The sequence below is a fragment of the Haloechinothrix salitolerans genome (genome assembly GCF_042662605.1).
Classification (GTDB): domain Bacteria; phylum Actinomycetota; class Actinomycetes; order Mycobacteriales; family Pseudonocardiaceae; genus Haloechinothrix_A; species Haloechinothrix_A salitolerans.
The window spans coordinates 5,872,622-5,895,008 of record NZ_JBHSXX010000001.1; the positions used below are offsets into that span (position 1 = coordinate 5,872,622).

The window sequence follows — 22,387 nt, forward strand, 5'->3', positions numbered from 1 at the left end:
CACCGGAGGTGGCATGGTCGCCGCGTGATCTCCACTTACCGGCTGGTGTCAGGCAGAATCGAGGCCATGACCGACACCGCTGCCGACGATCGCGGCCTACCGAGCGGCACGGCGGCCCGAACCGCCAAGCTGGCGAGCCTCCCACTCGGCTTCGCGGGCCGCGCCATGTCGGGTTGGGGCAGGCGACTCACCGGGCAGGGCGCGGACGAGGTCAACGCCGAGATGTCCGCCAAGGCCGCTGAACAGCTATTTCAGGTGCTCGGCACGCTCAAGGGCGGCGCGATGAAGTTCGGGCAGGCGTTGAGCGTTTTCGAGGCAGCCGTGCCGGACGAGTACGCCGCTCCGTACCGCGAGGCGCTGACGAAACTGCAGTCGGCCGCTCCGCCCATGCCCGCCAAGCAGACCCATCGGGTCCTCGATGAACAGCTTGGCTCGGCGTGGCGCACGCGGTTCAGCGCGTTCGACGACGAACCAGCCGCATCCGCCAGCATCGGGCAGGTGCACCGCGCGATCTGGCATGACGGCCGCGAGGTCGCCGTCAAGGTGCAATACCCCGGTGCCGACGAAGCACTGCGCAGCGATCTCCGCCAGTTGATGCGGTTCAGCAGGCTCTTCCAGACACTGGCGCCAGGTACCGAGGTCAAACCCCTGCTCGCCGAGCTCTCCGACCGCATGAACGAGGAACTCGACTACCGGGGTGAGGCCGACTACCAACGCGCGTTCGCCGCTGAGTTCGACGGCGACCCCCAGTTCGTCGTGCCGAAGGTTGTGGCGAGTGCACCCAAGGTCGTCGTGACGGAGTGGGTGACTGGGACACCACTCGCGTCGATCATCGCCGACGGCGACACCGCGACACGCGACAAGGCCGGTCAATTGTTGCTGGAGTTCCACTACTCGTCACCGGAGCGGGTTCGGTTGTTGCACTCCGACCCACACCCCGGCAATTTCCTGCTGCGCGACGACGGCAGGCTGTGTGTGATCGACTTCGGTGCCGTCGCCCGGCTACCACGGGGCATACCACGCGGGCTCGGTGAGATCACGAGGCTCGCGCTGGACGGCAAGCAAGAGGAACTGATGACGGTGCTGCGCGAGCATCGGTTCATCACGGCGACCACGAGTGTCAAGGCCGAGGACGTATTGGCCTATCTCGCACCGTTCACCGAACCGCTCGCCGACAGAACCTTCACGTTCAGCCGTGACTGGCTGCAAGGCCAGGCCGCCAGGGTCGGTGACATCGGCAGCAAGGACTTCCGCACCGGACGACTGCTGAACCTGCCCGCCGAATACCTCTTGATACACCGCACCACGGCGGGCAACACCGGTATTCTCTGCCAACTCGGTGCCACGGTCGCGGTGCGTGATATCGCGGAGAAGTGGATTCCCGGCTTCGCCGACTAGCGGCAAGTTATCCACAACCTCGGACGGAGACCGTGCGCGTAGCGCCAGCCACGCACGGAGTTATCCACAGATTCCGTGATCCGCACCATGCGTCGGCACCCGTCACGATGCTGAGAACCATGACGAACCCACATCGCACTCTCCGGATCACCCCCGGCACCGTGCGGGACGGCATCGCGACCACGGCCGCGCTCCGCGACGCCGGGCTGAGCAGAGGGATGATCAGTACACGATGTCGCCCCGGTGGGCCGTGGCAACGGCTACTGCCGGGTGTGGTGATGCTCGCGACGGGAACTCCGACACGACGGCAGAAGCTGCGGGCGGCCGTCGAGTACGCGGGGCAGAACTCGGTGATCACCGGCGAGGACGCACTGGCGGCCCACGGGGTCAGCGTAGAGCCGCGAGATCCCGTACGGTTGCTTGTCCCCACGAGTAAACGGCTGTCACCGCGGGATTTCGTCGTGCCCGAACGCAGCACTCGGCTGCCACGACCGGTGTTCGTCGACGAGCTTCCCTTCGCACCGCCAGCTCGGGCGGCGATCGACGTAGCCCGCGTCGCCTCTGACGTGATGGCGTTGCGCTCCGTGCTAGCCATGGTGCTGCACAACGGTTTGTGCTCGCCCACAGAGCTGTCCGATGAGCTGGACGCGGGCAACCAGCGTGGCTCTGCCGCCGTCCGTGCAGCGCTTCGCGACTCCGATCTCCTGGCGACCATGTTCCTGCACGCGCAGGCCAACCAGGTGCTGCGTTCGGCTCCACTGCCACGGCCGCGCTGGCAGGTCACGATCACGGACACCAAGGAACACGTACTCGGCTACGCGGACGCATGGTGGGACGAAGTCGGCCTGGCCTGGCAAATCGAACGGGGCGGAGCGGCGGAGTGCCGCGCGGCACATCGACACCTGGCGTTGACGGCAGCGGGTGTGACCGTCGTGTGTACGAGCTCCGAGCAGGTGCTCGCCGCCGAGAACGACACCGAGGTCAAGGGACGGATCATTCGTGCGCTCGCTTCCGCGTTTCTCACCGCCGCTCGGTGCGGCGGCCGCCCCACCGTGCACGCGACGAGTGAGGCCGTGCCGAACGCGGCATGACCGCGGACCAAAAACCGGGGCAGGCCCCGTGCTGGGACCTGCCCCGGCCATACTCAGCGCCGCGCGTGCTCCGCCCGGGTGGCCGCCCATCGGGACAACCGCTCCCAGGCGAGTGCTCTTTTGCGACGTCGATAGCTTCTGCGAGCGGCTGCGATCTCCGGCCGATGGGCCGCCGATCGCAGCTCAAAGTCCCGTATTCGGGACCTGGCGAGCTGCTCCGATAAACCTTGCATTGCGAATACTCCTTGAAGTGCACGTCGTTCACGTCGAAGTGGTGACGAGTGGAATGGACGACGGGCCGAACTCAGGCGGCACTGCTCCGCTGCTGTGGCACCGTCGCGTTCTTGCGCGGCCGACCCCGAGGCCGCTTGCGCGCGATGACAGCGCCCCGGTCGAAGATCTCGCCGCCCCAGACACCCCACGGCTCACCCCGCTCCAGCGCTCCGGCAAGGCAGGCTTCCCGGATCGGGCAAGGTGCGCACAACTGCTTGGCGCGTTCCAGGTCAGCGGGCGACTCCGCGAACCACAAGTCAGGGTTCCCCCGGTGGCATGGCAGGACGCACGCGCTGTCCTGCGCGTCGGCCGATTCCATTGACGACACCAACGCCGCCTCTGGCGTTGAGGCGGTTGCCGTTGACATTCGATCTCCCCTATCTCGTTGCGATGTTGTTGGTGTTTCCGCTCGGACCGTTGGTCCGCGAAACCTGCCACTCACAACAGCGAGGCCGCGGACCCAAGTGCGGTTCCGCGGCCTCGAAGGGGCTGATCATCTGACTAAGTCAGATATCGAGCTCTAACGAAAGACTGCGGAAGGCACGCCTGCTTGGCATTGGTCGGCTTGACGACACGCGCACGGCGGATGTCCTGGTCGATTCCCCAGAAAACGTCATGACGACGCGCCGACGGCGTGGCCGGGACGCCACGCTCACCGAGGTTGGACATGCCAAAACCCCCGCGAAGTGGGGAACCGGGGGCCGCATAGGTCGTCATCAACCTCATCGCTGGCCACCTCCTCACTGCTCGGGTTCTGGTACGGGCGTTCAACCTGTTACCTGCAGGTTATTCGCCTTCACCACATGGGCGCAACGTATTTTTCGCTGATCTCGTCAAATTACCGCTGACCTGCGCTTTCGCGCACAACGGCGAGGACGTCAGCACCGAAGCGCTCCAGCTTCGTCGCGCCGATCCCGGAGATCGACACCAGCGCGGTGTCGTCAATCGGACGTTGCTCGGCGATCGCGATGAGCGTGGCGTCGGTGAAGACGACGAACGCGGGGACACCCAGCTCCCGCGAACGCCGTACTCGCCACTCCTTGAGCCGAGCGAGCAGATCCTCGTCGATGTCAGACGGGCAGTTCGCGCACCGGGCGAGTTTGACTTCGAGCGCGCCGGTCAGTCGGGCACCGCAGGTCCGACATTTCGACACCGATCGGTTCTTCTGCTGCGCGGACTTGACCACGCGCGCGGCGGGGTGGTCTTCCGGCACGAGACCGTAGAGGAACCGGCTGCGACGCCTGCCGCGCCTGCCTCCCGGGTTACGCGCCAGCGCCCACGACAGCCACAGGTGCTCCCGTGCGCGCGTGACGCCGACGTAGAACAGCCTGCGTTCCTCCTCGATCGCGGCGTCGTCCCCGTCGGCGTGCTGGATCGGCATGGTGCCCTCGGCGAGTCCCACCAGGAACACCGCATCCCACTCAAGTCCCTTGGCTGAGTGCAGCGAGGCCAGCGTGACGCCCTCGACCGTAGGCGGATGCTGCGCCGCTGCCCGCTGTTCCAACTCACCCACGAAACGGGGCAGCGATACCTCGCTGGCCTCGGCCGCGAACTCCCCTGCCAGGTCAACCAGTGAGTTCAGCGCGTCCCAGCGCTCCTTGGCCGCACCGCCGGACGGCGGCTTGTCACTCAACCCGACCCGACCAAGCAGCCCACGCACCACGGCGGGCAACTCGCCTGGAGGCGGATCGGCGGCGGCCGTGCGCAACGCTGCCATCGCCTCGCGTACCTCGCGCCGGGCGAAGAACCGTTCCCCGCCACGAACCAGGTACGGAATGCCCGCATCCGTGAGCGCCTGCTCGTATGCCTCTGACTGCGCGTTGACGCGATACAGCACGGCGACCTCACTCGCGGGCGTGCCCGCATCCAGCAGTTCCCGCGTCCGCCTCGCGACGGCGGCGGCCTCCTCGTGCTCGTCGTCGTACTCGCCGAAACGAGGCTCCGGGCCATCCGGACGTTGCCCGACGAGTCGCAGCCGCGACCCAGCCGGCCGCGAGCGAGCGGCCCCGATCACCCGGTTGGCCAGCGAGACCACCTGCGGCGTCGAGCGATAGTCCCGTTCCAACCGCACCACGGTTGCCTCAGGGAACCGCCGCGTGAAGTCGAGCAGCGGCGCGGGCGACGCTCCGCCGAACGAGTAGATGGTCTGGTTGGCATCGCCGACGACGGTGAGATCGTCGCGCTCACCCAGCCAGGCGTCGAGCAGCCGGTGCTGCAGCGGGGTGACGTCTTGGTACTCGTCGACGACGAAGCAGCGATACCGGTCGCGAAACTCCTCGGCGACCGAGCGGTCCCCCTCAATCGCGGCCGCGGTGTGCAGCAGGAGGTCAGCGAAGTCGAGCACCTCCTGGTCGTTCTTGAGTGCCTCGTAGGCGCGGTAGACGTCACGGACCTTCTCGGCGGGCTCGCTGGTGTCCCGGTGCAGCCGGGCCGCGGCGGCCGGGTAGTCGTCTATACCGATCAGCGACGACTTCGCCCACTCGATCTCGCTGAGCAGATCGCGGACTACTTCGATCTCGGTGCTCGCACCGGCGCGTTGCGCCGCCCTGCCCGCGAGCCGGAACGCGCTCTCGGCAAGCGGCCATGGCCTACCGCCGACGACGCGCGGCCAGAAGTACTGCAACTGCCGCAACGCGGCGGCGTGGAAGGTGCGGGCCTGCGCCCCCTCGACGCCGAGCGACCGCAACCGGGAGCGCATCTCACCGGCGGCACGGTTGGTGAACGTGACCGCGAGGACCTGAGTAGGCGCGACGTGACCGGCCCTGACCAGGTACGCGATGCGGTGCGTGATGGTGCGCGTCTTTCCCGTGCCCGCCCCGGCGAGCACGCACACCGGACCTCTCGGCGCCGTCGCGGCGGCGCGTTGCTCTGGGTCGAGCCCGGCAAGGAGATCGGCTGTCGACGTGTCGCTACCCACGATGGCATCCTCGCAGACAGCGCCGACACCGCCGCACGTATCCTGGACGGTATGGCGGCACCCCAAGACAAAGAGGCCAAGAAGGCCGCGAAGCTGGCGAAGAAATCCGAGCGCAAAGCCAAGCGCACGCAGCTCTTCCAAGCATTCTCCATGCAGCGCAAGGAGGACAAGGCGCTCATCCCGTGGATGCTCGCCGTCTTCCTGGTCACGGCTGGCGTGATTTTCGGCCTCGGCTTCGTCATCGGCCTGCCTTGGCTCCTGCTGCCACTCGGCCTTCTCGCGGGCGCGCTCGGCGCCATGATCACGTTCGGCCGCAGGGTGCAGCGCACCGTCTACGCCAAGGCCGAAGGCCAGCCCGGGGCCGCCGCGTGGGCGCTGGACAACCTGCGTGGCAAGTGGCGGGTCACGCAAACGGTCGCCGCGACGACGCAGCTCGACGCGGTGCACCGGGTACTCGGCGGCCCAGGCGTCATCCTCGTCGCGGAGGGTGCACCGCACCGCATCAAGGGCCTGCTCGCGCAGGAGAAGAAGCGGATCGCACGGCTCATCGGTGACGTGCCGATCTACGACATCGTCATCGGCAACGACGAGGGTCAGGTGCCGCTTCGCAAACTGCAGCGTCACCTGATGAAGCTGCCGCGCAACCTCAAGGCCAAGCAGGTCGACGCGCTGGAGGCGAAACTGTCGGCGCTGGGCAACAAGGGCGCCGCCATGCCGAAGGGACCGATGCCGCAGGGCGCCAAGATGCGCAACGTCCAGCGGACCATCCGCCGGAAATAGGCCGCTGCGGCCGCGGCGAACGCCGCGTTCAGCGCAGCCAACATCGGGAACGCGCCGTTTCAGCGCATCCGGACGACGACGGTGCCGGTCACACGGTCGTGCCAGCCCCTGCCATCGATGTTGCGGACGGCCGCGGGGATGAGCAGCACCGTTAAAACCCAGCGGACAACCGCACGCCACACGCCGACCATGGTGGCGCCATCAAGTCTGGCTACTCGGATGCCGATCAGCCCCATACCCGGGGTGAACCCGAAGAACGCCGCAGCGGGCACCGTTAGCACGAACCATGCCACCAATGCGGCGACCTGATACTGCAGCGCCTCCCCCGAGCTGACCGGATCGCCGCCCGCGGCGACCACCGCCGCGGGCATGGGAATGAACAACGACGCGACCAAAGCAGCGAACAGCCAGTCCACCAGCAGCGCGATCAGCCGCCTGCCACCGCCCGCGACGCTGCCCGGCCCCGTTTCCGGCAGCCCGAGCTTCTCACCCGGCCACCGGGGCGGTGTCTCGGAACTGTCCGCGCCGGTACCCGTGAGCCACGTCTCTGTCCATCTCGCCACACTCTCAGGGTATGTGGCCCTCGAAATAACACCGCCAGATGCCCCACAATTAGCAGGTCACGCCCGTTTTCACCCGTTGAGGCGTAACAACGGGTCCAGCACGCGCGAGTCCGTTAACATCGGCGAAACATACGGGTGACGGTGGGGCAACACCTCGCTCTTAGCGTGACGCAGAACCGCGACAACGGGGCGGCGGCGATCCTGCCTGACCGCAGGGCTTCAGTGCCTCGCAAGCGACCGCAACATAAGGAGCAAACAAGCGTGTTCAACTCCCCACAAGAGGTCCTGCGCTTCATTTCCGATGAGGGAGTGAAGTTCGTGGACGTGCGTTTCTGTGACCTGCCCGGCATCATGCAGCACTTCAACGTGCCCGCGTCGTCCTTCGACGAGGACTCGTTCACCGACGGGCTCGCGTTCGACGGATCGTCGGTGCGTGGGTTCCAGGAGATCCACGAGTCGGACATGCTGTTGCTGCCTGACCCCTACACAGCGCGTCTCGACCCGTTCCGGATCGAAAAGACGCTGATCATGAACTTCTTCGTGCACGACCCGTTCACGCGCGAGCCCTACAGCCGCGACCCGCGCAACATCGCGCGCAAGGCTGAGGAGTACCTGACCGAGTCCGGCATCGCAGACACCGCGTTCTTCGGCCCCGAGGCCGAGTTCTATATCTTCGACTCGGTGCGCTTCGACAGCTCGGAGCGCGGCAGCTTCCACGAGATCGACTCGGTCGAGGGCTGGTGGAACACCGGCCGCGACGAGGAGGGCGGCAACCGGGGCTACAAGACCCGGTACAAGGGCGGTTACTTCCCCGTCCCGCCGGTCGACCACTACGCCGACCTGCGCGATGCGATCTCGCTGAACCTGGCCGACGCCGGGTTCTCCGTCGAGCGTGCCCACCACGAGGTCGGCACCGCGGGCCAGGCCGAGATCAACTACAAGTTCAACACGCTGCTGCACGCTGGTGACGACCTGCAGCTGTTCAAGTACATCGTGAAGAACACGGCCTGGCAGGCAGGCAAGACCGCGACGTTCATGCCGAAGCCGCTCTTCGGCGACAACGGCTCTGGCATGCACTGCCACCAGTCGCTGTGGAAGGACGGCCAGCCGCTGTTCTTCGACGAGTCCGGCTACGCGGGTCTGTCCGACACCGCCCGCCACTACATCGGCGGCATCCTGGCGCACGCGCCGAGCTTGCTGGCGTTCACCAACCCGACCATCAACTCGTACCACCGGCTCGTGCCGGGATTCGAGGCGCCGGTCAGCCTGGTGTACTCGCAGCGGAACCGGTCGGCCTGTGTCCGTATCCCGATCACCGGCAACAACGCCAAGGCCAAGCGCATCGAGTTCCGGTGCCCTGACTCCTCGGGTAACCCGTACCTCGCGTTCGCCGCGATGGTCATGGCAGGCCTCGACGGCATCAAGAACAAGATCGAACCCGCCGACCCGATCGACAAGGACCTCTACGAGCTGCCGCCGGAGGAGTTGGCGAACGTGGATCAGGTCCCGGCCGACCTCGGCGCGGTGCTCGACAACCTGGAGCGCGACCACGACTTCCTCCTTGAGGGCGGCGTGTTCACCTCCGACGTCATCGAGACCTGGATCGACTTCAAGCGCGAGCACGAGATCGACCCGATGCGGCTGCGTCCGCACCCGTACGAGTTCGCGCTCTACTACGACTGCTGAGTCGTAAAGACGCTGAGCTGGGCGGGAGTCACGATGTGGCTCCCGCCCAGTTGTCGTATGGCCTCAGTGCGCTCTCTCGGGCCGCTCAGATCGCGAACCCGGCGCTGACGAACTGCTCCTTCGGCTCCCCGACCAGCTTGCGCAGCTCCAAGTCCATCAGGCCGAGGACGCATTCGATCTCGGCGGCGACGGTGCCGTCGAGCTTGCGGATCTCCGAGTACATCTCGAACGTCTTGCCCTCGCCGAAACGCACGTCGCAGGTGACGTCGACGGTGTCGCCCTCGCGCAGCTCGCGACGGAACCTCACCCGCGTCTCCAGCAGCACGGGCGCGATGTCGCGGTCCGCGAACCCGTTGCCCTCGCCCTTCGCCGCATGGAACCATTCCAGCCTGGCGACCTCGCCGTACTGGTGATAGACGGCGTGGTTGAGATGTCCCAGGGTGTCCAGCTCGTAGTGCCGCACCTTGATCCGGACCGAAAACTGCTCAGGTTCGCTCACTCGGTCACCTTAACCCCGCACTCCCGCCGCCCGGAGTGCACCCGTGACGCGCCACACAAGGCACCGTTCAGCCGTCGTAGAACAGCCGGTCGACGACGGCGCGCGCCCTACGCGTGGTGCGCCGATAAGCGTCCAGGAACTCGCCGGGGTCCTCGTCGGCCTCGTATCCGAGGATGCGAGCCACCGCCACCAGTTCCTTGCCCGACGTCGGAACCTGGTCCACCGGCTTGCCACGCACCAGCGTCGCCGCGTTGCGCACCTTGGTCGCCAGCAGCCATGCCTCGGTGAGCGCGTCGACGTCGGCCTGCGCGGCAAGGCCCGACTCCGCCAGCGCGGCGAGCGCGTCGAGGGTGGACGTCGTCCGTAGCGCGGATACCTCGTGCGCGTGCAGCAACTGCATGAGCTGCGCCGTCCACTCGACGTCGCCGAGCCCACCGGTGCCGAGCTTGGTGTTGGTGCGCGGGTCGGTGCCTTTCGGCAGCCGCTCGGTGTCCACCCGCGCCTTGATGCGCCGTACTTCGCGCGCTTGCGTCGCCGAAATCCCGCCCTCGGGATAGCGCACCGGATCGATCATCTCGACGAACCGCTCACACAGGTCGAGATCTCCCGCGATCGGCCGTGCCCGCAGCAGCGCCTGCGCCTCCCATACCTCACCCCACCGCTGGTAGTACGCCCGATACGACTCCAGCGTCCGCACCAACGGCCCTTGACGGCCTTCGGGGCGCAGGTCGGCATCCACCGTGAGCGGCGGGTCCTGGCTTGGCGAGCCGAGTAGCCTGCTGACCATGCTCGCCACCTCGGTGGCATAGCGGACAGCCTCTGCCTCGCTCACTCCCTCGCACGGCTCACACACGAACAGCACGTCAGCATCGGAACCGTAGCCCAGTTCGCCGCCGCCGAGCCTGCCCATGCCGATCACCGCCAGCGTGGCGATGTCGTCCCCCTTACGACGCTGCGCGACGTCGAGGGTGGCCTGCAGCACGGCGGCCCACACGCTCGACAGCGCCGCACACACCTTGGGCACCGGCATCAAGCCGAGCAGATCCGCACACGCCACCCGCAGCATCTCGTGCCTGCGCAGCGAGCGTGCCGTGGGGACAGCGCTGTGCACGAATGTGTGCCGCGCGACTGCCTTCCGCAACGACACCGCGACCTCATCCGGGTCTTTGCCGGTCAGCTCGTCCGGCTTGCCGAGCAACCGCAGCACTTCAGGCGCGCGCATGAGCAACTCAGGGATCAGCTTCGACGTCCCGAGCACCGTGGCCAGGTTGTCGACGACGGCGCCCTCGTCCCGCAGTACCCGCAGGTACCAAGGGGTTTCGGCCAGCGCTTCGGACACCTTGCGGTAGGCCAGCAGACCACCGTCAGGATCGGGAGTGTCGGCGAAGCGGTCGAGCAGCACCGGGAGCAGCGTCTGCTGGATCGAGGCTCGCCGCGACATTCCCGAGGTCAACGCCTTGATGTGGTTCAGCGCGCCGTCCGGTGCCGCGTAGCCGAGCGCGGCGAGCCTGCGTTTCGCCTCGTCGGTGGTCAGGCGCAATGCCTCGGTCGGAACCCGCGCGACGGATTCCAGCAGCGGGCGGTAGAACAGCTTCTCATGCAGCCGCCGCACGGCTTTAATCTTCTTGCGGAACTCGCCGAGCAGCACCTCGCCCGCCGACCGACCGCGCTGCGGTTTCAACCCGATCGAGCGTGCGAGCCAGCGCAGCTCGTCGACGTCCTCGGCATCGGGGAACAAGTGGGTGCGACGCAGCCGGTGCAGCTGCAGCCGGTGCTCGATGGTGCGCAAGAACCGGTACGCCGACTCCAGTTCCGCGACGTCGGACCTGCCGACATAGCCTCCGTCGCCCAGCGCCTCCAGCGCCTCCATGGTCGACGCCGACCGCAGCTCAGGGTCAGCCCTGCCATGCACGAGCTGCAGCAACTGGACGGCGAACTCGACGTCCCGCAGGCCACCGCGGCCAAGTTTGAGTTCCCGATCCGCGATGTCGGCAGGCACGTGGCTCTCGACCTTGCGCCGCATGCTCTGCACGTCGGCGACGAAGTTCTCCCGCTCGGCCGCCGACCACACCAGCGGCGTGACGATCTCGGCATACTGGGCGCCAAGCTCCGCGTCGCCCGCCACGGGCCGAGCCTTGAGCAGCGCCTGGAACTCCCATGTCCGCGCCCACTTCTTGTAGTAGGCGGCGTGGCCGTCGATGGTGCGCACCAGCGCGCCCGCCTTGCCCTCGGGCCGCAGCGCGGCGTCCACCTCGAAGCACGACGCACCGACCAACCGCATCATCCCGCTAGCGACCCGCGTCGCGAGCGCGTTGTCGCCCTCGCCGACGAAGATGACGTCGACATCGCTGACGTAGTTGAGCTCCCGTCCGCCGGTCTTGCCCATCGCGATGACCGCCAGCCTGGTGGCCTCGTCGCCACCGCCGCATTCCAACCAGGCGACGTCGAGAGCGACCCGCAGCACGGCCTCGGCGAGTTCGGTCAGCCAGGTGGTGACCTCCGTGTAGCTGGGCTGGCCGAGGTCAGGCTCAACGAGGAACGCCAGGTCGGCCGCCGCGATCTCGAGTAGCAGTCCGCGGTAGCCCTGCCGCAAGGCCCGCACCGCGTCTTTGCCCTGCAGCAACGACCCGTCGTCACGCAGCGCCTCACGCAGCCGCGCGGTGTAGCCGTCGACGTCGGCACGCGCGGGTTCCGATAGCCGGCGCCACGCGCCGGGGTTGCTGACCAGGTAGTCCGTGAGTGTGGTGGAGCCACCGAGCGTGGCGAGCAGGCGCGCACGCAAGCCCGCGTCGGTGTGCAGCGTGGCGTTCAGTTCACCCCAACTCGCCTCGTCCGCTTCCCGCATGCGTTCGACGCCGAGCAAGGCGGCGTCCGGGTCAGGCACGCGTGACAGGGCGAGCAGTACCGGCACACTCTCCTCGACCGGCCCGGTCGCGTTCCACCAGCCCGCCGCGATGAGCTGTTCGTGTGCCCTGTCTCCGGTGAGCCCGAAGCGGCCGGGCTTCGGTGCTGCACGATCCCGCGATGTCACCTGCGCCAGCCTAGTTGGTCAGCGCGGTCGCACCCGGCTCACCAGGCGGTATCACCCCCCGATACGCGCCTACGTATCCCCTAGTGATGCGTAGCGGTGTGGGTAACTTCCCCGATGAGATGGCGTTTGTCGCGGCGCATGCTGGGTATCGCACAAGCAAGAAGAGGTGCAGCCATGACCGACCGAGAGCTACAACGACTGCATGACGTCGCCGAGGGAAACCTGCTGTTCCACACCGGCCGCTGGGGCGGACCCGCCGGATATCGCTGGCGTGGCCCCGACGGTGCCGAGGCGGGCACCGTTCCACCGTGGCAAGAGGAAGAGCTCGACCGACTCTACGATCTGGGCCTCATCGCTATCGAGGCCCGACGCGGACCGTTCGACCGCACCGTCACCATCACCTCGCGTGGGCTCAGCGTGCTGGACGTCGCGGACGCCGCCTGAGCGTGCTACTGGAAGCGGTAGTCGACCGCGTCGAGCACCGGCACGTACCCGATCTTCTGATAAATCGCGTTCGACGTCGGATTCGACAGATCGGTGAATAACACGACGTCACTCGCGCCATTGTCCAACGCCCACTGACTGACCGTCGCGGTCACCGCCGACCCGTAGCCGTGGCCCCGGCGTTCTCTCGGGGTGTAGACCGAACTGACCCGCGACATTCCGCTGCTGGGCAGGGACGCCGACGCGTAGGACACCGGTTCGCCCGACACGCTCCAGATGCCGTGCATACCACCCGCCGCGAGATCCCGGCGCAGCTGTCCCTCCGCCCAGTCCGGGTCCGCCGTCGGCATGTGGGCGTCCTCTATGAAGCCGTGCCGCCACCGCACCAGCAGCGGGACGTCGTCCTCGGTGGCGCTCCGCCACTCGCCCGCCACCGATGGCGGCTTAAGGGAGTCGAGTCGGTAGAGCCGCTGCGCCATCCCCAGCGTCGACGTCTGCCCCGTGGCCGACATCCACAGTTCCGCGAAGCGGTCCGCTTCCGGCTGTGGACCGTTGACGCCAACGATCCCGTGTCCGCCATCGACCAAGAACTCGACCAGGTCGGCTATGGCGTGCTCTGGCACGCCGCTCACGCCGATCGGCCACCGCGACGTTCGGAATGCCGCACCGATCGTCGTGTCACCGTTGTGAATTGTGATGAGCAGCGGTTTCCGACTGTCTGACGGCGCCGCCGTCTCGAGCTGTCGCAGCACGGTCAGCGCGATCGTGTGCCGCACCGGATCCGACTCGTACAGGTTCCCGGCGACGTCCAGGAAGTCGGCGACACCGTCGTACGTCGCGAACTCCATCTCGGCATAATCCGCCTGTGGGAACGCACTAGTCCACCGAATTTCGGAGGCGTGATCCTGACGACCCTCGACTTCGGACCCTCGCGCATGGAGGAGTTGATCTTCTTTCCTCCCTGAGTTACCTACTGAACCGAACGATCAGAATGAATTTTGGCCCCTCAGGGAGCGAAGAAGATCAAAACATTAGGCGAGCTAGCGCAATGGGCACGATGTGCCGACTTGACTAGCGCAACGGCAGTATGACCCGCCTGACTTCTCTTGGAGATGGCTGAGGCCCCGGGAGAACGGGTGTTCGTTCTCGACCGGGGCCTCAGTTAGGTGGTGTCCGGCGGTGTCCTACTCTCCCACACCCTCGCGAGTGCAGTACCATCGGCGCTGGCAGGCTTAGCTTCCGGGTTCGGAATGGGACCGGGCGTTTCCCTGCCGCTATAACCGCCGTAACCTTATCCACAAAAACCCTCCTGGGGTTTTTGGGCACCCTCCAGAGCCATGCTGGCCGGTGGAGGGTGTAAGCCTGACGACAATTTCTGTGTATTCAGTTATGTGTTCGTGTCACAACGGTTCCGTTGTGTTGTTCACCCAGCCCCCTGTGGGGGTGTGCCCCCCCGCAGGATGGTGTTTCAGAGTTGTAGAGTGGATGCGTAGCATGTTTGTGGGCAAGTCCTCGGCCTATTAGTACCAGTCAACTTCACACATTACTGCGCTTCCATTTCTGGCCTATCAACCCACTGGTCTGGTGGGGGCCTTAACCCACAACGGGGTGGGAGACCTCATCTAGGAACAGGCTTCCCGCTTAGATGCTTTCAGCGGTTATCCCTTCCGAACGTAGCTAACCAGCCGTGCCCCTGGTGGGACAACTGGCATACCAGAGGTTCGTCCGTCCCGGTCCTCTCGTACTAGGGACAGCCTTCCGCAAGTCTCCTACGCGCGCGGCGGATAGGGACCGAACTGTCTCACGACGTTCTAAACCCAGCTCGCGTGCCGCTTTAATGGGCGAACAGCCCAACCCTTGGGACCGACTCCAGCCCCAGGATGCGACGAGCCGACATCGAGGTGCCAAACCATGCCGTCGATATGGACTCTTGGGCAAGATCAGCCTGTTATCCCCGGGGTACCTTTTATCCGTTGAGCGACACCCCTTCCACCAGGTGGTGCCGGATCACTAGTCCCGACTTTCGTCCCTGCTCGACCCGTCAGTCTCACAGTCAAGCTCCCTTGTGCACTTACACTCAACACCTGATTGCCAACCAGGCTGAGGGAACCTTTGGGCGCCTCCGTTACTCTTTGGGAGGCAACCGCCCCAGTTAAACTACCCACCAGGCACTGTCCCTGAACCGGATCACGGTCCGAGGTTAGATTTCCCATTCGACCAGAGTGGTATTTCAACGATGACTCCACCCACACTAGCGTGTGGACTTCCCAGTCTCCCACCTATCCTACACAAGCCGAACCGAAAACCAATACCAAGCTATAGTAAAGGTCCCGGGGTCTTTCCGTCCTGCCGCGCGTAACGAGCATCTTTACTCGTACTGCAATTTCGCCGGGCCTGTGGTTGAGACAGCCGGAAAGTCGTTACGCCATTCGTGCAGGTCGGAACTTACCCGACAAGGAATTTCGCTACCTTAGGATGGTTATAGTTACCACCGCCGTTTACTGGCGCTTAAATTCTCAGCTTCGCCCCGAAAGGCTAACCGGTCCTCTTAACGTTCCAGCACCGGGCAGGCGTCAGTCCGTATACCTCGAATTGCTTCTTCGCACGGACCTGTGTTTTTAGTAAACAGTCGCTTTCCGCTGGTCTCTGCGGCCACCACACGCTCCCACCGCACGGGTGTTCACGTGCACTGGCCCCCCTTCTCCCGAAGTTACGGGGGCATTTTGCCGAGTTCCTTAACCACAGTTCACCCGATCGCCTTGGTATTCTCTACCTGACCACCTGTGTCGGTTTGGGGTACGGGCCGCACATGCACTCGCTAGAGGCTTTTCTCGGCAGCATAGGATCACTCACTTCCCCTCATACGGGTACGCATCACGTCTCAGGCCCATGACCGGCGGATTTGCCTACCGATCGCCCTACACGCTTACACCAGTCATACCACTTACTGGCGGAGCTACCTTCCTGCGTCACCCCATCGCTTGACTACTACAGGATCAGGTCCCACGCTCCACCAACCACCACCCCGAAGGGCATATGGTCGGCTTCGGGTGGTTAGTCTCACCTGCCTCATCAGGGACGCACACACGCGGGTACGGGAATATCAACCCGTTATCCATCGACTACGCCTGTCGGCCTCGCCTTAGGTCCCGACTTACCCTGGGCGGATTAGCCTGGCCCAGGAACCCTTGGTCATCCGGCGGCAGAGGTTCTCACTCTGCTTTCGCTACTCATGCCTGCATTCTCACTCGACCACCCTCCACCGCTAGCTTCCGCCACGGCTTCACCGGATGATCGACGCTCCCCTACCCATCAACACGACTGCACCACCACCCGAAGATGATGGCGGATCACATGTGTCAATGACACAGCTTCGGCGGTGTGCTTAAGCCCCGCTACATTATCGGCGCAGGACCACTTGACCAGTGAGCTATTACGCACTCTTTCAAGGATGGCTGCTTCTAAGCCAACCTCCTGGTTGTCTGGGCAATCCCACATCCTTTTCCACTGAGCACACACTTAGGGGCCTTAGCTGGCGCTCTGGGCTGTTTCCCTCTCGACGACGAAGCTTTTCCCCCGCCGTCTCACTGCCGCACTCTCACACACCCGTATTCGGAGTTTGGTTGACTTCGGTAACCCGGTAAGGCCCCTAGGCCATCCAGTAGCTCTACCCCAGGTGTGAAACATACGACGCTGCACCTAAATGCATTTCGGGGAGAACCAGCTATCACGGAGTTTGATTGGCCTTTCACCCCTACCCACAGCTCATCCCCTCAGTTTTCAACCTAAGTGGGTTCGGGCCTCCACACCGTCTTACCGGCGCTTCACCCTGGCCATGGGTAGATCACTCCGCTTCGGGTCTAGACCACGCGACTCCAACGCCCTCTTCAGACTCGCTTTCGCTACGGCTACCCCACACGGGTTAACCTCGCCACGCAGCACTAACTCGCAGGCTCATTCTTCAAAAGGCACGCCATCACCAAACCAAAGATTCAGCTCTGACGGCTTGTAAGCACACGGTTTCAGGTACTCTTTCACTCCCCTCCCGGGGTACTTTTCACCTTTCCCTCACGGTACTCGTCCGCTATCGGTCACCAGGAAGTATTTAGGCTTACCGGGTGGTCCCGGCAGATTCACAGCAAATTCCACGAGCTCGCTGCTACTCGGGAACACCAACAAAACACCAACGCATGATTTTCGCGTACGGGACTCTCACCCACTACGGCACGCCATCCCAGACGTTTCCACTAACCACACGCGGCATCCCGAAGAATGGCAGTCCTTCGACGCTGGGTCCCACAACACCACACACACAACCCCTGCCAGGTATCACATGCATGCGGTTTAGCCTCCTCCGCTTTCGCTCGCCACTACTCACGGAATCACACTTGTTTTCTCTTCCTACGGGTACTGAGATGTTTCACTTCCCCGCGTTCCCTCCACACACCCTATACATTCAGGTGCGGGTAACACTCCATCACGAGTGCTGGGTTACCCCATTCGGACATCCTCGGATCTCAGCTCGGTTGACAGCTCCCCGAGGCTTATCGCAGCCTCCCACGTCCTTCATCGGCTCCTGATGCCCAGGCATCCACCATGTGCTCTTAACAACTTGACCACAAAGATGCTCGCATCCACTCTACAATTCTCAAACACCACACCTTGCGGGGGGCAAACCCCCCGCACACCCCCCAATCCCGCTGGGCACGGTGACAACGAATGTCAACGCTTCCCAGCAGAACCCGGGGCCGGGTTTCGATCCAGAGCAACACTCGCGTGTTGTCTCAGGACCCAACAGCATGCCTTGCCCACAACCACCACCGACCGACAGCCCAGCCCGTTCCACACCCGCCTCCGAAAAGACCGGCAGTACTAAACACTGACCATCCACCCGCGGTGGCCATCACCAGTAGTTCCACAAATCCTCGAGCAACCACCAGCCAAACACCCGTTGGCATCCAGTGGCCACCCCACCAACCACACACAGCATGTTTGATGGAAGTGATGTGCTCCTTAGAAAGGAGGTGATCCAGCCGCACCTTCCGGTACGGCTACCTTGTTACGACTTCGTCCCAATCGCCAGTCCCACCTTCGACCACTCCCTCCCCACAAAAGGGGTTAGGCCATGGGCTTCGGGTGTTACCGACTTTCGTGACGTGACGGGCGGTGTGTACAAGGCCCGGGAACGTATTCACCGCAGCGTTGCTGATCTGCGATTACTAGCGACTCCGACTTCACGCAGTCGAGTTGCAGACTGCGATCCGAACTGAGACCAGCTTTCAGGGATTCGCTCCACCTCACGGTATCGCAACCCACTGTACCGGCCATTGTAGCATGTGTGAAGCCCTGGACATAAGGGGCATGATGACTTGACGTCATCCCCACCTTCCTCCGAGTTGACCCCGGCAGTCTCCCACGAGTCCCCACCATTACGTGCTGGCAACATAGGACAAGGGTTGCGCTCGTTGCGGGACTTAACCCAACATCTCACGACACGAGCTGACGACAGCCATGCACCACCTGCACACAGGCCACAAGGGAACCGACATCTCTGCCGGAATCCTGTGCATGTCAAGCCCAGGTAAGGTTCTTCGCGTTGCATCGAATTAATCCACATGCTCCGCCGCTTGTGCGGGCCCCCGTCAATTCCTTTGAGTTTTAGCCTTGCGGCCGTACTCCCCAGGCGGGGCGCTTAATGCGTTAGCTACGGCACGGACAACGTGGAATGTCACCCACACCTAGCGCCCAACGTTTACAGCGTGGACTACCAGGGTATCTAATCCTGTTCGCTCCCCACGCTTTCGCTCCTCAGCGTCAGTATCGGCCCAGAGTCCCGCCTTCGCCACCGGTGTTCCTCCTGATATCTGCGCATTTCACCGCTACACCAGGAATTCCAGACTCCCCTACCGAACTCAAGTCTGCCCGTATCGACCGCACGCTGAAGGTTAAGCCTCCAGTTTCCACGGCCGACGCGACAAACCGCCTACGAGCTCTTTACGCCCAATAATTCCGGACAACGCTCGCACCCTACGTATTACCGCGGCTGCTGGCACGTAGTTAGCCGGTGCTTCTTCTCCAGGTACCGTCACCCCAAAAGGCTTCGTCCCTGGCGAAAGAGGTTTACAACCCGAAGGCCGTCATCCCTCACGCGGCGTCGCTGCATCAGGCTTGCGCCCATTGTGCAATATTCCCCACTGCTGCCTCCCGTAGGAGTCTGGGCCGTGTCTCAGTCCCAGTGTGGCCGGTCGCCCTCTCAGGCCGGCTACCCGTCGTCGCCTTGGTAGGCCATCACCCCACCAACAAGCTGATAGGCCGCGGGCCCACCCCATACCGCCGGAGCTTTCCACCACCACCCATGCAGGCAATGATGCGTATCCGGTATTAGACCCCGTTTCCAGGGCTTATCCCAAAGTACAGGACAGGTTACCCACGTGTTACTCACCCGTTCGCCACTCATCCACCACCCGAAGATGGCTTCAGCGTTCGACTTGCATGTGTTAAGCACGCCGCCAGCGTTCGTCCTGAGCCAGGATCAAACTCTCCAACAATGAACAAAATCAGAGAGAAAAATCGACTCTCAAAAAACTCAAACAGAACCAACAAAGGTTCCAAAAAAATCTACTGGCTTAGTAAACAAAGCACACTGTTGAGTTCTCAAACAACACGCACCGCGAATCACTCTAAGTTTAGAGAATTCTTGGTAGTTGCTTCCCTCAGCGAAGCCTCAACCCCGGACAGTTAGTCGAATCGACTCGGTCTGGGGTCTCGGCCCAACTTCGGGCCGTCGCAGTACGTTACCCGGTCCGTCTCGCGGTGTCAACCGCTCGGCCCGGGTGGGTTCTTGCTGACAAGTTCTACCTTACCAGCCGTCTCCCTACCGGTCCTTCAGGGGTGTTTTCTCCCCGTCGGCCCGGCGTTCCTGGCGACATGGAGAACATTACACGTCCCCATGATCGCCAAAAACAGGGGGGTCCCCTTCTATGAAACCGCAGGTCAGAGCCGTGCGCCACAAGAGCGGCTCGTTCAGGCCCCCGATGCGAGCAACGCGGAGAGTTCGCCGACGGCCCGACGAAGCTCGCTCGCGAACGTGTACATCGGCTCCGCGACGGGGCGCGGCGTACTGAGATAGATCGCCAGCCGCTCCGGCAGCAACACGTAACCGACACCGATGCACTTGCCACTCGTCGACCCGAACCCGAAGTACCGGATGTTGACCGACGGTGCGGAACTCGTGCTGAGGTAGTCGTCACGCATCCGCAGCCACCCCGGCGACTCGTACAGCGCGAGCGGCTCGGTCGCGCCCAGTTCCTCCCCGCGTCGCTGCTGGATCAGTTGCAGCTCCCACAGGTGTTGCTCAGGCGCCTGCCCGGTCTGGCATTCCTTCGCGCGCGCGACATGCTTGTCCGCCGCGGCCCGAAACGCGTCGCGACGCGCGGTCTCGTCTACGTCATCGTCGGTCATCGCGGCGACGAACCGTTGCAGCTCGGGCGTGACCACCCGCATCGCCTCGGTCCTGCCCCTGCGGTACTGCCGGGTCGCGATCGACTCATACGTCGCGCCTTGCAAGCCCTTCGCCCGAAAGTGCGCCAGCTGGTACGCGCATTGCATGAACGCGTCCGGCGAGATCCCCAGCTTCTTCGCGGTGTTCGCGCCGAAGTCATCGAAGGACAGCAATGACGTCGCGGTGTCGGCGGCCTGCGCGGCGAACGACTCCGCCGCTGAGGTGATGTCGGCGCGCAGGGCGTCGGTGAGGCTGAACTCGATCGGCGCGACGGCGGGTTTGCCCTGCGACACCGCGCCCGACTCGGTCGAGTGGGCATCGGCGGTGTCTTCGAACAGTGCGTCCACGAACCGCAAGACAGTGGTGCCGTCCAGCTCGCAGTGCTCGACGTTAATGCCGGCCGTACCGTCGCCGAACACGATGAACGACACCGCCTTGTCGAACCAGCGGTTCGCACTGTCGCCGTGCAGCAACTGGTCGCAGGCCGTGTGGGCGTCCTCCGGCACCAGGTCGTCGAGGCAAACGCAGAACAGCGCCCGCTCCACCTCGTCGAGCAGCGCGGGGTTGTCCGGACCTGCGTCGATGAGCTCCTGCCTGCTGGCCGCCCACTCGGCGCGCGCCTTGGTGGTGAGGTGTCCCACCGACGCCCCCGGTGCGGCCGGGGTAGCACCCACATCCATCACCGCGCGGATGCCGTCGGCGAGTTCGTCCAGTGTGTGCGGCTTGCCCTGCTCGCCATAGACGTCCATCCGGAAGAGGTTGCCCCGGTAGAACACCAGGATGTGCCGCTCGGTCGACGGTCCTGGCCATTCGCCGCTGTACGGCGCGCGGACCGTGTCCCGCACCGCGCCGGGAATGCGCGTAGTGGAGAACAGGAATTTGTTCTGGTCCATGGACTGCGGCACACCGCGTTGGACGATCGGCGGGACGCGCTCCTCATCGAGCAACGACTTGTAGTGCAGCGCGGACGCGATCAGGCCCGCCGCCCGCTCGGCCTGGCTGGCGTCGACGTCGTTGAACAGGAAGAAGAAGTTCGCGTTGAGGGCGATGCGGTCGCGGCGGCCAAGGTAGCGGTACGGCCAAAAGGTGTCGAGCCAGCTGTGCACGCCCTCGGTGGCGTCGTACTCGGCCAACGCGGCGTGCAGCGTGTGCGCGGGGCTGCCCTCGCGCCGGAACTCCTCGACCGCCGCCTTCGTCTCGGCCAGTTCGTCCTCGGTCAACAGCGGGCCGCACCATTCGAGGAACCGGTCGCAGCTTTCCTCGACGGTGGGCAACGGCACCCGGGGCAGGCTGTCGTCGTTGCCGAAGGTGCGGGTGGACAGGTTCTCGCTACCGCTCACGCTCAATCCTCACGTCACTGCTCTGCTACATCGATGGTGCTGCGCTCCCCGCGAGGCAGGGAGATGTAGAGCTGGGCATACAGCCAGCCGTCGGTTTCCAAGCCATCGGGGTCGACGCCGCGCGCGGCGAGGGTGTTGAGCATTCGCGCCTGCTCCTGCTCGTCGGCGAACCGCCGCTGCTTGAACACGCCATCGACCGGAATGGTGTCGTAACCCAGCCGCATGAGCATGTCGGCGACCGGATCGAACGGGAACATCCGCAGTACGAAGTGCGCCAGCCACGGCAGGCGCTCCCCCGATGCCGTGATGACCCGCTCCAGCGTCGTACCGGTGACATAGCCCAGACAGCCGGTGGAGATCACAAGGTCTGTGCCGTCGAACACCGTCCGCTGCCGCTCGGTGGGCGGGTGCGACTCCAGGTCGGCGTGGACATCGGCGTCGAGGAACCCTGCCTCCCGCGCGTACGCGAGCGCGGGTCGCGAGGCGTCCAGCCCGATAAAGCGATGCCGGTCCAGCCCGCCTCGTGCTCGCACCAGTTCCCGGTCCTGCCGCAACAGCTCGGCGCGCGACAGCGGCGTCACCGCGTTGTCGCGGTACCGGTCGTACAGCTCGTCCATCGTCAGATCGCAATTCAACAGCGCGGCGTTTATGCCGTACGAACAACCGATATCAACAATCTGACACGTCGTCACCTGACGCGCCTGCCGATAGTCGTCGACGAGTTTCGCGAAATACGGTTTCGCCAGTTGTGGAATGCGGTAGTCGAGTTCCCGCAGTTCGCGAAAGTACGCGCGCGGGTCGGGCTGTGAGTAAATGTGATCGAGCGACACTTTTCCAGTGGCGTCGAAACCCACGGACCGGGCC

13 protein-coding genes and 3 rRNA genes are annotated in these 22,387 nt (G+C 64.5%); 5 read left to right on the forward strand and 11 right to left on the reverse strand.

What is annotated here, in order from left to right:
- The first annotated feature begins 66 nt into the window (after positions 1 to 66).
- Together ACFQGD_RS28045 and ACFQGD_RS28050 are read left to right on the forward strand one after the other, a co-directional pair.
- Positions 67 to 1,398 (forward strand): ABC1 kinase family protein, encoded by a 1,332-nt coding sequence (locus ACFQGD_RS28045; RefSeq protein ID WP_345399720.1) that lies wholly within the window; start codon positions 67 to 69, stop codon positions 1,396 to 1,398.
- Positions 1,399 to 1,517: 119 nt separating this feature from the next.
- Positions 1,518 to 2,489, forward strand: coding sequence for a hypothetical protein (locus ACFQGD_RS28050; RefSeq protein WP_345399717.1), 972 nt, complete (start codon positions 1,518 to 1,520; stop codon positions 2,487 to 2,489).
- A gap of 304 nt (positions 2,490 to 2,793) precedes the next feature.
- On the opposite strand, the gene ACFQGD_RS28055 is transcribed toward ACFQGD_RS28050, so the two are convergent.
- The gene (locus tag ACFQGD_RS28055) at positions 2,794 to 3,129 is read right to left on the reverse strand and encodes a WhiB family transcriptional regulator (RefSeq protein ID WP_345399714.1); all 336 of its coding nucleotides are present in this window, start codon (positions 3,127 to 3,129) and stop codon (positions 2,794 to 2,796) included.
- A 471-nt stretch (positions 3,130 to 3,600) separates the two neighbouring features.
- Complete coding sequence (locus tag ACFQGD_RS28060; protein ID WP_345399711.1) at positions 3,601 to 5,679, reverse strand: ATP-dependent DNA helicase UvrD2; 2,079 nt, start codon at positions 5,677 to 5,679, stop codon at positions 3,601 to 3,603.
- A gap of 51 nt (positions 5,680 to 5,730) precedes the next feature.
- Between ACFQGD_RS28060 and ACFQGD_RS28065 the strand changes: the two genes are divergently transcribed.
- Positions 5,731 to 6,459 carry a DUF4191 domain-containing protein gene (locus tag ACFQGD_RS28065; protein WP_345399709.1) on the forward strand — a complete coding sequence of 243 codons (729 nt, stop codon included), beginning with the start codon at positions 5,731 to 5,733 and terminating at the stop codon, positions 6,457 to 6,459.
- A 59-nt stretch (positions 6,460 to 6,518) separates the two neighbouring features.
- Here the strand turns inward: ACFQGD_RS28065 and ACFQGD_RS28070 are convergent, their stop codons facing one another.
- Positions 6,519 to 7,022, reverse strand: coding sequence for an RDD family protein (locus ACFQGD_RS28070; RefSeq protein ID WP_345399706.1), 504 nt, complete (start codon positions 7,020 to 7,022; stop codon positions 6,519 to 6,521).
- Positions 7,023 to 7,283: 261 nt separating this feature from the next.
- Between ACFQGD_RS28070 and glnA the strand changes: the two genes are divergently transcribed.
- The gene (gene glnA / locus ACFQGD_RS28075) at positions 7,284 to 8,708 is read left to right on the forward strand and encodes a type I glutamate--ammonia ligase (RefSeq protein WP_345399703.1); all 1,425 of its coding nucleotides are present in this window, start codon (positions 7,284 to 7,286) and stop codon (positions 8,706 to 8,708) included.
- Between the two features lie 85 nt (positions 8,709 to 8,793).
- Here the strand turns inward: glnA and ACFQGD_RS28080 are convergent, their stop codons facing one another.
- On the reverse strand, positions 8,794 to 9,207 hold the full coding sequence (locus tag ACFQGD_RS28080; RefSeq protein WP_345399700.1) for an acyl-CoA thioesterase: 414 nt from the start codon (positions 9,205 to 9,207) through the stop codon (positions 8,794 to 8,796).
- A gap of 67 nt (positions 9,208 to 9,274) precedes the next feature.
- Positions 9,275 to 12,238, reverse strand: a complete 2,964-nt coding sequence (locus ACFQGD_RS28085; protein WP_345399697.1) for a bifunctional [glutamine synthetase] adenylyltransferase/[glutamine synthetase]-adenylyl-L-tyrosine phosphorylase — start codon at positions 12,236 to 12,238, stop codon at positions 9,275 to 9,277.
- 174 nt (positions 12,239 to 12,412) lie between these two features.
- Here ACFQGD_RS28085 and ACFQGD_RS28090 point away from each other — a divergent pair, with 174 nt between their 5' ends.
- Entirely contained in the window at positions 12,413 to 12,682 is a 270-nt protein-coding gene (locus ACFQGD_RS28090; RefSeq protein WP_345399694.1) for a hypothetical protein, read from the forward strand.
- Between the two features lie 5 nt (positions 12,683 to 12,687).
- Here ACFQGD_RS28090 and ACFQGD_RS28095 read toward each other — a convergent pair whose 3' ends face one another.
- From ACFQGD_RS28095 to ACFQGD_RS28120, 6 genes are all read right to left on the reverse strand, one after another.
- Positions 12,688 to 13,530: a GNAT family N-acetyltransferase gene (locus ACFQGD_RS28095; RefSeq protein ID WP_345399691.1), complete on the reverse strand. Its 843-nt coding sequence runs from the start codon at positions 13,528 to 13,530 to the stop codon at positions 12,688 to 12,690.
- Between the two features lie 323 nt (positions 13,531 to 13,853).
- A 5S ribosomal RNA gene (gene rrf, locus ACFQGD_RS28100) occupies positions 13,854 to 13,970 on the reverse strand.
- Between the two features lie 212 nt (positions 13,971 to 14,182).
- Positions 14,183 to 17,300 (reverse strand): 23S ribosomal RNA (locus ACFQGD_RS28105).
- Positions 17,301 to 17,699: 399 nt separating this feature from the next.
- Positions 17,700 to 19,230: ribosomal RNA gene (locus tag ACFQGD_RS28110) — 16S ribosomal RNA — on the reverse strand.
- Together the 16S, 23S and 5S rRNA genes form the textbook arrangement of a ribosomal RNA operon.
- 475 nt (positions 19,231 to 19,705) lie before the next feature.
- A complete protein-coding gene (locus ACFQGD_RS28115) occupies positions 19,706 to 21,523 on the reverse strand; it encodes a choline/carnitine O-acyltransferase (protein ID WP_390221114.1) in 1,818 nt (605 codons plus the stop codon).
- A gap of 14 nt (positions 21,524 to 21,537) precedes the next feature.
- Entirely contained in the window at positions 21,538 to 22,377 is an 840-nt protein-coding gene (locus ACFQGD_RS28120) for a class I SAM-dependent methyltransferase (RefSeq protein WP_345406587.1), read from the reverse strand.
- Positions 22,378 to 22,387: the final 10 nt, after the last annotated feature.